The organism is Blastococcus sp. KM273128, assembly GCF_021698975.1.
In the GTDB taxonomy this organism is placed as follows: Bacteria; Actinomycetota; Actinomycetes; order Mycobacteriales; family Geodermatophilaceae; genus Blastococcus.
On record NZ_SSXA01000118.1, the window covers coordinates 1 to 9,489 of the forward strand.

Annotated in this window: 14 protein-coding genes; 6 read left to right on the forward strand and 8 right to left on the reverse strand. The window is 77.0% G+C overall.

Annotated elements, in window-relative coordinates; all coding sequences use genetic code 11:
- Both E9529_RS20555 and cobC read right to left on the reverse strand, forming a co-directional pair.
- The coding region (locus tag E9529_RS20555; protein ID WP_236833129.1) for an NAD(P)-dependent oxidoreductase at nt 1–732 on the reverse strand (732 nt) is incomplete at its 3' end.
- An 11-nt stretch (nt 733–743) separates the two neighbouring features.
- On the reverse strand, nt 744–1,919 hold the full coding sequence (gene cobC / locus E9529_RS20560) for an Rv2231c family pyridoxal phosphate-dependent protein CobC (RefSeq protein ID WP_304505681.1): 1,176 nt from the start codon (nt 1,917–1,919) through the stop codon (nt 744–746).
- Between the two features lie 67 nt (nt 1,920–1,986).
- Here cobC and E9529_RS20565 point away from each other — a divergent pair, with 67 nt between their 5' ends.
- Genes E9529_RS20565 through E9529_RS20580 form a run of 4 tightly spaced genes read left to right on the forward strand, consistent with a single transcriptional unit; the run spans nt 1,987 to nt 4,079 of the window.
- Nucleotides 1,987–2,382, forward strand: coding sequence for a hypothetical protein (locus E9529_RS20565; protein ID WP_236833131.1), 396 nt, complete (start codon nt 1,987–1,989; stop codon nt 2,380–2,382).
- Nucleotides 2,379–2,672 carry a transcriptional regulator gene (locus E9529_RS20570; RefSeq protein ID WP_236833132.1) on the forward strand — a complete coding sequence of 98 codons (294 nt, stop codon included), beginning with the start codon at nt 2,379–2,381 and terminating at the stop codon, nt 2,670–2,672. The genes E9529_RS20565 and E9529_RS20570 overlap by 4 nt, the downstream gene beginning before the upstream one ends.
- Nucleotides 2,673–2,709: 37 nt before the next feature.
- Entirely contained in the window at nt 2,710–3,756 is a 1,047-nt protein-coding gene (locus E9529_RS20575) for an AbrB family transcriptional regulator (protein ID WP_236833133.1), read from the forward strand.
- Between the two features lie 26 nt (nt 3,757–3,782).
- Entirely contained in the window at nt 3,783–4,079 is a 297-nt protein-coding gene (locus tag E9529_RS20580) for a hypothetical protein (RefSeq protein ID WP_236833134.1), read from the forward strand.
- Nucleotides 4,080–4,086: 7 nt separating this feature from the next.
- Here the strand turns inward: E9529_RS20580 and E9529_RS20585 are convergent, their stop codons facing one another.
- Complete coding sequence (locus E9529_RS20585; protein WP_236833135.1) at nt 4,087–4,596, reverse strand: type II toxin-antitoxin system PemK/MazF family toxin; 510 nt, start codon at nt 4,594–4,596, stop codon at nt 4,087–4,089.
- 186 nt (nt 4,597–4,782) lie between these two features.
- Here E9529_RS20585 and E9529_RS20590 point away from each other — a divergent pair, with 186 nt between their 5' ends.
- On the forward strand, nt 4,783–4,980 hold the full coding sequence (locus E9529_RS20590) for a hypothetical protein (protein WP_236833136.1): 198 nt from the start codon (nt 4,783–4,785) through the stop codon (nt 4,978–4,980).
- Nucleotides 4,981–4,987: 7 nt separating this feature from the next.
- Here E9529_RS20590 and E9529_RS20595 read toward each other — a convergent pair whose 3' ends face one another.
- Both E9529_RS20595 and E9529_RS20600 read right to left on the reverse strand, forming a co-directional pair.
- Complete coding sequence (locus E9529_RS20595) at nt 4,988–5,413, reverse strand: VOC family protein (RefSeq protein WP_236833137.1); 426 nt, start codon at nt 5,411–5,413, stop codon at nt 4,988–4,990.
- Between the two features lie 87 nt (nt 5,414–5,500).
- Nucleotides 5,501–6,124 carry an MSMEG_1061 family FMN-dependent PPOX-type flavoprotein gene (locus tag E9529_RS20600; RefSeq protein ID WP_236833138.1) on the reverse strand — a complete coding sequence of 208 codons (624 nt, stop codon included), beginning with the start codon at nt 6,122–6,124 and terminating at the stop codon, nt 5,501–5,503.
- Nucleotides 6,125–6,164: 40 nt separating this feature from the next.
- Between E9529_RS20600 and E9529_RS20605 the strand changes: the two genes are divergently transcribed.
- Complete coding sequence (locus tag E9529_RS20605; RefSeq protein WP_236833139.1) at nt 6,165–6,554, forward strand: thioesterase family protein; 390 nt, start codon at nt 6,165–6,167, stop codon at nt 6,552–6,554.
- On the opposite strand, the gene E9529_RS20610 is transcribed toward E9529_RS20605, so the two are convergent.
- The 3 genes from E9529_RS20610 to E9529_RS20620 form a co-directional block, all read right to left on the reverse strand.
- Nucleotides 6,541–8,043, reverse strand: a complete 1,503-nt coding sequence (locus E9529_RS20610) for a cobyric acid synthase (protein WP_236833140.1) — start codon at nt 8,041–8,043, stop codon at nt 6,541–6,543. The genes E9529_RS20605 and E9529_RS20610 overlap by 14 nt on opposite strands.
- Nucleotides 8,040–8,705 (reverse strand): 1-acyl-sn-glycerol-3-phosphate acyltransferase, encoded by a 666-nt coding sequence (locus E9529_RS20615; RefSeq protein ID WP_236833141.1) that lies wholly within the window; start codon nt 8,703–8,705, stop codon nt 8,040–8,042. Before E9529_RS20615 ends, E9529_RS20610 begins: the two co-directional genes overlap by 4 nt.
- 124 nt (nt 8,706–8,829) lie before the next feature.
- On the reverse strand, nt 8,830–9,489 hold a 660-nt coding region (locus E9529_RS20620; protein WP_236833142.1), incomplete at its 5' end, for an ANTAR domain-containing response regulator.

The window sequence follows — 9,489 nt, forward strand, 5'->3', positions numbered from 1 at the left end:
GCCGGCGCGGGCGTGCTCGACGAGGAGTTGGTTGATGCGTTCCTGGGCCATGGCGCGGCCGCGGGGGAGCTTGGCGGCGTCGATGATCTCGACCTCGGGGGGCAGGGCGGCGAGCAGGGGCTGAGGGGCGAGGTGGTCGGCGACGACGACGTCGGCGGTGGCCAGCGCCTGGCGGCCGCGGACGGTGATCAGGCCGGGGTCGCCGGGGCCGCCGCCGACCAGCACCACGCTGCCGCCCGGTGCGGGGCGGGCGGCGCGGTCCCGGATGCTGCCGTCGGTCAGCCCGGCGACGATCGCGTCCCGCACCCCGATCGCCCGCTGGGGGTCGCCGCCCCCGTGCACGCCGACGACCAGGTCGCCCTGCCGCCCGATCGCCGGCGTCCAGACGCTCGAGGCCGACCGGTCGTCGGCGCGCGCGCAGAAGATGCGGTCGTCCTCCGCCTCCGCGGCGACGGCCGCGTTCACCGCGGGGTCGTCGGTGGCGGCGACCGCGTACCAGGCCCCGGCGAGGTCGCCGGGGCGGTAGGTGCGCCGGAGCCAGGTCGCGCGGCCGGCCGCGGCCAGCGACTCCAGCGCGGGTGTGACCTCCGGGCTGACCACCGTGACCCTGGCCCGCGCCTCCAGCAGGCCGGCGACGCGCCGGTGGGCGACCTTGCCGCCGCCCACGACGACGACCGGCCGGTCGTGCAGCCGCAACCCGACCGGGTAGACCGTGCCCTGCTCGGGGGGCACCGGGGTGGCGTTCAGCGGATCTCCTCGGGGACGCCGGTGGTCGTCCACCCCGCGGAGCCGCACCGGGGGGACCGGGACAGGATCCCAGCGAGGGCTGCGGCGAACGCGCGCGAGGTCGCCGGGTCCCGCACGGCGACCCGCAGGTGGTCGGGGCCGAGCCCCGGGAACGAGTCGCCGCGGCGGACCGCCCAGCCGGCGTCGCGGAGCTCCTGCCGCACCCGTGCACCGTCGGGCACGCGCAGCAGGACGAAGGAGGAGCGGGGGGTGCCCAGGACCGCCACCTCCGGGGGGAGCGCCGCCAGCAGCGCCGCACGGTGCCCGGTGAGCGCGACCGCCGCCCCCTCTGCCTCGGCGCGCGCGGCCGGGGCGGTGCAGGCGACCAGTGCCGCCAGCGCCGGGGTGCTCACCGGCCACGGCGGCTGCTGGGCGGCGAGCGCGGCGACCAGGTCCGCGGGCCCCAGCGCGTAGCCCACCCGCAGCCCGGCCAGGCCCCACGTCTTCGTCAGGCTGCGCACGACGAGCAGGCCGGGCAGGTCCGCGCGACCGGCCAGCGACTCCGGCTCCCCGGGCACGGTGTCGGCGAAGGCCTCGTCGACGACGAGCACGCGGCCGGGGCGGGCCAGGGCGGCGAGGTCGCGGGCCGGGTGCAGCACCGACGTCGGGTTGGTGGGGTTGCCCAGCACCACCAGGTCGGCGTCCTCCGGGACGTCGGCGGGGTCGAGCCGGTAGCCGTCGGCCTCGCGGAGGAGCAGTCGCGTCACCGGGTGACCGGCGGCCCGCAGCGCGGCCTCCGGTTCGGTGAAGGACGGGTGGGCGACGACGGCGCGCCGGGGCCGCAGCGCGCGGGCGAGCAGCACGAACACCTCCGCGGCACCGGCGGCCAGCAGCACCTCGGCCGGGTCCCGGCCGTGCGCCGCGGCGACGGCCGCGCGGGCGGGGGAGAGGGACGGGTAGGCCGCGCTGGCGTCCAGTGCGTCCTTCAGCACGTCCCGCAGCCACGGCGGTGGGGTCCCGGCCCGCACGTTGACGGCGAGGTCGACCAGGCCGGGCGCCAGTTCGGCGTCGCCGTGGTGCCGCAGATCGGTCACGTCTCCTCTTCGCTGTCGCACGGGGCTCGGCGGCCATGAGACCACGACGCGTGTAACAGGCGTGTGGCGCGACTTGACGGATCGGAAAGCCACGGCCATGCTTTCCGATATGGAAAGCGACGAGGCGGACGCCCGGGCCTAGCTGGCCGCGCTGCGCGCGGACCGGGTGGCGCTCGCCGAACGGGTGGTCCAACCCTGGTGGTACGACGCCGCGCTCGGCCTGCTGACCTTCCTGCTGTTCGCCTCCTACTCGTTCGCCTTCCCCTGGCTGACGCTCGGTGCGCTGCTGGTCTACCTGGCCGGGCTCCGCGGGCTGATGGCGGTCTACCGGCGGCTGACCGGCGCCTGGGTCAGCGGTGACCGGCCGGGGCCCACCCGCCGGGCCTACACGGCGTGGCTGGTCGGCGCCACGCTGGTCGTGGTGCCGGCCCTGGTCCTCGAGCTGCTGCTCGACGTGCGCGGCGCGATGGTGGTGGCCGGCGCGGTCCTCGGGGTCGGCATCGCGCTGGTCAGCCGGTGGTGGACCCGCATCTACGTCGCCGAGCTCCGCGGCGAGCCGTGACCGCCGTCGCGCCGCGGTTCGACCCGGTGATCCACGCGCCGCCCCGGCTCCAGGTGTGCGGGCTGCTCGCCGCCGTCGACACGATGGACTTCGCGGCGGTGCGCGAGCGGGTCGGGGTCAGCGACTCGGTGCTCTCCAAGCACGTCAAGCAGCTCGAGGAGGCCGGCTACGTGACGGTCCGCAAGGCCACCCGCGCCTCCCGCGTGCGCACCAGCCTCGCGCTGACGCCGGCCGGCCGGTCCGCCTTCGACGCGCACGTCGCCGAGCTGCGCCGGATCACCGGGGGCTGAGCCCGGGTGGTGCGGACGACGGTGAGGTGGAGCCGCGGTGCTGCTCGACGCGGCCGTCGTCGCCGCCGGTGCCGTCGGTCTCGGGGCGTTGCTGGGGCTCGCCGGCCTGCCCTCGCCCGCGCTGTTCGGCGGGCTGCTCGCCGGGCTGGTCCGCGCGCTCGCGGTGCCCACGCGGGCGCGGGTGCCCGACCGGCTGGGCACGGCGGGGCAGGCCGTCATCGGGGTGTCCATGGGTGCGCTGGTCGACGTCGGCACGCTGCGGGCGGTGGCCGCCGACTGGCTGCCGGTGCTCCTGGTCACGGTCGGGACGCTCCTGCTCAGCCTGCTGGCCGGGCTCGCCCTGCGGCTGCACCCCGGCATCTCGTCGGTGACCGGCGCGTTCGCCATGATCGCCGGGGGCGCCTCGGGAATCGTGGTGATGGCCCGCGAGCTGGGCGCCGACGAGCGGGTCGTCGCGGTGCTCCAGTACCTGCGGGTGCTGCTCATCGTCCTGCTCATGCCGGTGGTCGCCACCACGGCGTACGGCGCCACCGCGGGCGCCGGGCTCGCCCCCGAGGACGCCGGCGGGCCGGGCTGGCCGGCCGGTCTGGCCTTCACCACGGTCTGCGCCGTCGCCGGGCTGGTCGCCGGGCGGCTGCTGCGGATCCCGGTCGCCGCGCTGCTGGGCCCCCTCGTCGCCGCGGCGGTCGCGGACCTGAGCGGCCTCGCCGGCGGGGCCGGGGTGCCCGCCCTCGTGGAGAGCGCGGCGTTCCTCGTCATCGGCCTGCAGGTCGGCGTGAGCTTCACCCGCGGCAGCCTGCGGGGCATCGGCCGGGCCCTGCCGCTCGCGCTGGCGATCGTGCTCGTCCTGGTGCTGGCGTGCGCCGGCCTGGGCGGGCTGCTGGCCGCGGCCACCGGGGCGACCGCCCTCGAGGGCTACCTCGCGACGACGCCCGGTGGCCTCTACGCGGTGCTGGCCACGGCGCGCGACTCCGGTGCCGACACCACCTTCGTCCTCGCCGTGCAGGTGCTGCGGCTGTTCGTGATGCTGTTCAGCGCGCCGCTGGTGGCCCGCAGGCTCCGCCGGGCGCCCCCGGGCACCTGACGAGCGGGCCGGACGCGCCTACCCTCGTGGACCGGCGCACGAGCGGGAGGAGACCGGAGCTGTCCGAGGAGAACGCGGCCACCACGGGGCCGGACCCCGACGACGCGGTGCTGCTGTTCGTCGGCGGCCCGCTGGACGGGCGCGTGCAGATCCGGGAGGCGCGGCACGGTGACCCGCTGCCGACCGTCACCCACGTCCACCTCCACGGCGGGCCCAAGGTCGTGCACCGCTACGACCTGGAGCCCCTCGCCGACGGCGTCGGTGTCTACAACCTGCGGCCCCCGGCGCGGCGGCCGGCGCGGGACGAGTCGGTCGCGGACTGACCCCGCGTCACCAGCCCTGCACGCGGCGGGCCTCGCCCACGACGCGGTCGAAGCGGGCCCGGTCGAGGGCGGCGCCCTCCCGGCGGACCGTCGCCGGGTCCAGCTCCAGCAGCCGGTCCAGCCGGACCTCGCTGGGCCGGCCCCGCGGGTCCCAGGCCCCGCTGCCGATGTCGGTCCACACCCGGCCGTGGCGCGCCTCGTCGGCGGCGTCCCGGTCGTGGTCGCGGCTGGTGAGCATCAGGCCCAGGAGGTCGCCGCCCCGCCGGCCGATGACCAGCACCGGCCGGTCCTTGCCGCGGCCGTCGTCCTCCTCGAAGGGCACCCACGCCCAGACGATCTCGCCCGGGTCGGGGCGGCCGTCGTCGCGCGGCCGGTACTCCACGTCGGGCGCCCCGGCCGGCCGCGGCCGGGTGGGGCGCGGGCGGGAGCTCCCCGCTGCGGGTGAGCGCAGCAGGTGGTGCAGCACGCGGCCCGCGGTGCGCGCCGCCGTCCGGCCGAGGCGTCCGAGTCCAGCCATGCGGTGCACCGTACGGAGCGGTCGCGACGGCGGGCGGCGCGGTCCCCGGGGACACGGGACCATCACCGCTCGTCACACGTGACCCATGGGCACCAGATGGTGACGGTGGGGGTTGGACGCGGGGATGTGGGGGCAACCATGGGGCCGCGGGGTGCGTGCCGGCGTCCCCGGGAGAAGGGGGGCTCCATGACTTCGGCCGAACCGGCGCGCCCGGCGGTGCCTCGTGCCCGCGAGGTCCAGGCGAGCGTGCTCGCTGCGTTCCAGCTGGTCGAGGACGCGCGCTACCTCGGGTCCAGCCGCAGGCGACGCAGGCTGCGGGTCCGGGCGATGGCCGAGCGGGCCGTCGCCGACCGGAAGCTCGCCCGGGACCTGCGCGCCGGCTGAGCCCGCCTCAGGTCACGCAGAACTCGTTGCCCTCCGGGTCGGCGAGCGTCACCCACGCGAACGGCCCTTGCCGGCCGCGCCACAGCTCGCGGGCGCCCAGGCCGACCAGGCGGGCCACCTCGGCCTCGACCCGCTCCGGCCCGACGGCGACGTCGAGGTGCAGCCGGTTCTTGACCGACTTGGGCTCGGGGACGAGCTGGAACAGCACCCGCGGCCGGCCCGGGTCGGGCGAGGTGATCGCCGCGCCGACCTTCCAGACCAGCGCACCGCGGTGGGTGGTGGTGTCCTCCGCGGTGGCCTCCCCGGTGTCGACCATCCGGCGGATGAAGGCCTCGTCCTGGGGCTCCACCTGCCAGCCGAGCGCCTGGGCCCACCAATGGGCGAGGTCGTGCGGGGCGGAGCAGTCGACCACGACCTGGACGTCGAACGCCATGGCCGCAGGCTAGGCCCACGGCCCCGTCCGGAGGCTCGCCGCGAGCCTGCGAGCGGTGAGGAGGACGGGGTCCTTCGAGGGGTCCTCTCAGAGCTCCTCGGCCAGCTCCGCGCGGATCGTGGCGTCGTCGGGCAGGTCCTCCGCGAGCGCGCAGTGGTCCTTGATCACCCGGCCGAAGGGGGTCAGCGCCTTCGGGTCGATCCGCTTCGCCGGGTCCCACAGGCCCGAGCGCATGACCGACTTCGGGCACTGGAAGTACGCCCGCCGCACGTCGAGGACCAGCACCGACAGCGGCGCCCGGCCGAACTCCTCGAGGTCCACCGGCAGCTCGTCGGGCGGGACCAGCGCCGCCGTGCCGAAGACCCGCAGCGTCTGCTCGACGCCGGGCACCAGGAACATCAGCGCGGCGCGGGGGTTGGCGGCCACGTTGCGCAGGCTGTCGACGCGGTTGTTGCCCGGCCGGTCGGGGAGCGCGAGCCGGTGCGCGTCGAGCACGTGCACGAAGCCCGGGTCGCCGCCGCGGGGGGAGACGTCGGGCCAGCCCTCGGCGTCGGCGGTGGCCAGCGTCGCGAAGGGGGAGTGGGCGATGAACTCGCGGCAGTGGGCGTCCAGGTGGTCGATCACCTTGTCCAGCACCAGGCCGCCCGGCGTGCGGTAACCGGCCAGCACGGGGTCGTCGGTGGGCGGCGGGGGCAGCGGCACGGCGGGCACGCGACGACGGTATCCGGTGGCGCGGCTACCGTGGCGCCCCGTGCCGCAGGTCTGGAGCTCCCCCGTCCGTTACGTCGAGTGCGACCAGCAGGGCGTCGTCTTCAACGCCCACTACCTGACGTGGGCCGACGAGGCGTCCAACGGCTGGTGGGCGTCGCTCGGGCTCGCCTGGGACGACCTGGTCGCGCGCCGGGTGGACCCGGTGGTCAAGGCCAGCTCGCTGGAGTGGGCGTCGTCGGCCCGCTGGGGCGACACCGTCGCCGTCGACGCCGAGACCGAGAAGGTGGGCCGCACCAGCGTGACGGTGCGGTTCACCGTGCGCGTCGGCGAGCGGGTGTGCTGCGTGGTCCGCAACACCTACGTCTGCGTCGCCGACGGCCGCTCGGCCCCCTGGCCGGACGACGTGCGGGCGCGGCTCACCGCGGGCTGAAGCCCGAGCCCGGCGGCAGCAGCGGCAGGCCCGCGGGCGGGCCCTGCTCGACGAGCCGCCACAGGGCGTCCGTGTCGGCGTGCTCGGCGACCAGGTCGCCCAGGCGGTCCAGCCGGGCCTCGCGCACCGCCGCGAACTCCGTCGCCGGGGCCGGCACGAACCGGCGGCCGGTGACCCGGGCGACCTCGGCCAGGAAGGCCCGGCGGAAGCCGTCGTTCTCCAGCGCACCGTGCCACGTCGTCCCGAAGACCGCGCCGGCGCGGGCGCCGTCCAGGAACGGCTCGGCGGCGTCGTCCACCGTCACGACGCCGTGGTGGATCTCGTAGCCGTGCACCGTCTCGCCCAGGGCGCGGCCCACCGGGCGGGCGAGCGTCTTATCCGGGGCGAACCGGACGTCGGCGGGCAGCAGCCGCAGCCCCTCCACCGTCCCCGCCCGCGACTCGACGTCGTCGGTGATCGTGCGGGCGAGCATCTGGTGGCCGCCGCAGATGCCGAGCACCGGCGTGCCCTCCGCCGCCCGGCGCAGCACCGCGTCGGCGAGGCCGGTCGCGCGCAGCCACGACAGGTCGGCGACGGTGGCCCGGCTGCCGGGCAGGACGACCAGGTCGGCGTCGGCGAGCTCCTCGGGGCGGGTGGCGTAGCGCACCAGCACCCCGGGCTCGGCGGCGAGCGCGTCCAGGTCGGTGAAGTTCGACAGCCGGGGCAGCCGCGCCACCGAGACGCGGAGGACGTCCTCGCCCACCGGCGGGGCCCCCGACGCGGCCACGGGCACGTTGAGCGAGTCCTCGACGTCCAGTTCCAGGCCGCCCAGCCAGGGCAGGACGCCGAGCACCGGGCGGCCGGTGAGCCCGGTCAGCTGCTCCAGCCCCGGGCGCAGCAGCCGCACGTCCCCGCGGAACTTGTTGACCAGGAACCCGGCGACCAGCCGCTGGTCGGCCGGCGGCATCAGCGCGACGGTGCCGTGCAGGGCGGCGAAGACCCCGCCCCGGTCGATGTCGCCGACGACCACGACCGGCAGGCCCGCCGCGGTGGCCAGGCCCATGTTGGCGATGTCGTCGGCCCGCAGGTTGATCTCCGTCGGCGAGCCGGCGCCCTCGCAGACGACGACGTCGAACCGGGCGCGCAGGTCGGCCAGCGAGGCGAGCGCCTGCTCGAGCAGCGCCGCCTTCATCGGCCGGTAGGACAGCGCGGTGACGTCGGCGACCGGCCGGCCCAGGACGACGACCTGGCTGGAGTCCTCCCCGCCCGGCTTGAGCAGCACCGGGTTCATCGCCGCCTCCGGCTCGACCCGCGCCGCCGCGGCCTGCATCACCTGGGCACGCCCGATCTCCGCGCCGTCCGGGGTGACCACGGAGTTGTTGCTCATGTTCTGCGCCTTGAACGGGGCCACCGAGACGCCCTGGCGCACCAGCCACCGGCAGATGCCCGCGGTGACCACCGACTTGCCGGCGTCCGAGGTGGTGCCGGCGACGAGCAGCGCCCCGCTCACACCGCCTCGCGCGGGACGTGCCAGCCGGCCTTCTCCTGCCCGGAGAGGTCGGCGATCGCCAGCATGATCCGGTCGGTCACCTCGCGGCGGGCCCGGTTCCGGTCGGCCTGCCCGCGGTGTTCGGGGAAGGTCAGCGGCTCGCCGAAGGTGATCGCGATGCGGTGCGGGCGCGGCCAGCGGGCCCCGACCGGCTGCACCCGGTCCGTGCCGTGCACGGCGACCGGGACGACGGGGCAGTCAGCGGTGAGCGCCAGCCAGGCCACACCGGTCTTGCCGCGGGCCAGCCGGCCGTCCCGGGAACGGGTGCCCTCGGGGTAGAGGCCGAACGCGGTGCCGCCGCGCAGGATGCCCAGGGCGGTGTCCAGCGCCGCCTGCGCGGCCCGGTGGGTCTCCCGCTCGACCGGGTGCGCGCCCAGCGCGGTGAACAGCGTGCGGGTGAGCCAGCCGCCGAAGCCGCGGCCGGTGAAGTACTCGGCCTTGGCCAGGTAGGCGACCCGGCGCGGGGCCGCCAGCGGGATGGCGATGCTGTCGATGAAGGACAGGTGGTTGCTGGCCAGGATCACCGGGCGGTCGCGCGGCACGTTCTCGCGCCCGGTGACCTTCGGCCGGCACAGGGCGAAGAACAGCGGGCGCAGGACGAACCGGGCCAGGACGTAGAACATCGCGGGCTCCCTCCTCGGCGGCGCCGGGCCGCGCCCCCGGACACCGCGGGCAGCCCCGATCCTGCCGGACCGCGGCCGGTGCGGGGGCGGCGGCTCCGACGGGTGAGGCGGAGCGGGCCGGTGGCTACCGCGGGGGGCAGGCGTCGCGCAGGATCGCGCGCACGTCGTCCGGCAGCCCGCCGTGCCCCGCGGCCGAGGCGGTGATCGCCTGCGCGACGTCCCGCACCTTCCGGTGGGTGTGGCTGGAGATGTGCGAGAGCAGCTCGAACGCGGCCTGCTCGCCGCAGCCGGTGAGCAGCATGAGGATGCCCTTGGCCTGCTCGATGACCGCCCGGCTGGCCATGGCCGTCCGCAGCTGGTCGACCTCGGCCCGCAGGGCCGCGATCCCGGTCGGGTCGGAGGCCTGGGCCCGGGCGGTGGTGAGGTCGACGCACAGCCCCTCGACCGCCCGCACGCCCCCGGCCCCGTCCCCGGCCGGCTCGCCGACCAGCAGCACCGGTCGCGGGGGCCGGTCCGGGTGGTGCACGTGCGTCTCGACGGCGAACGGCTGCCCCGCGCCGCAGGCGGAGAGGGCGGCGAGCAGCCGGGCGGCGTCCGCGGGGTGCTGGACGCGGAGCAGCGCCTCGGTGCAGGGCGCCGTCTCCAGGCCGATCAGCTGGTGCATCTCCGGGGACCACCACCAGGTGCCGGCGTGCCGGTCGAAGCGGTAGCGGCCGGCGATCCCCGGTGGCGGGGCGGGGTGGCGGGTGACCGTGCGTCGGGGGTCCTGCCCGCGGGCCTGCGG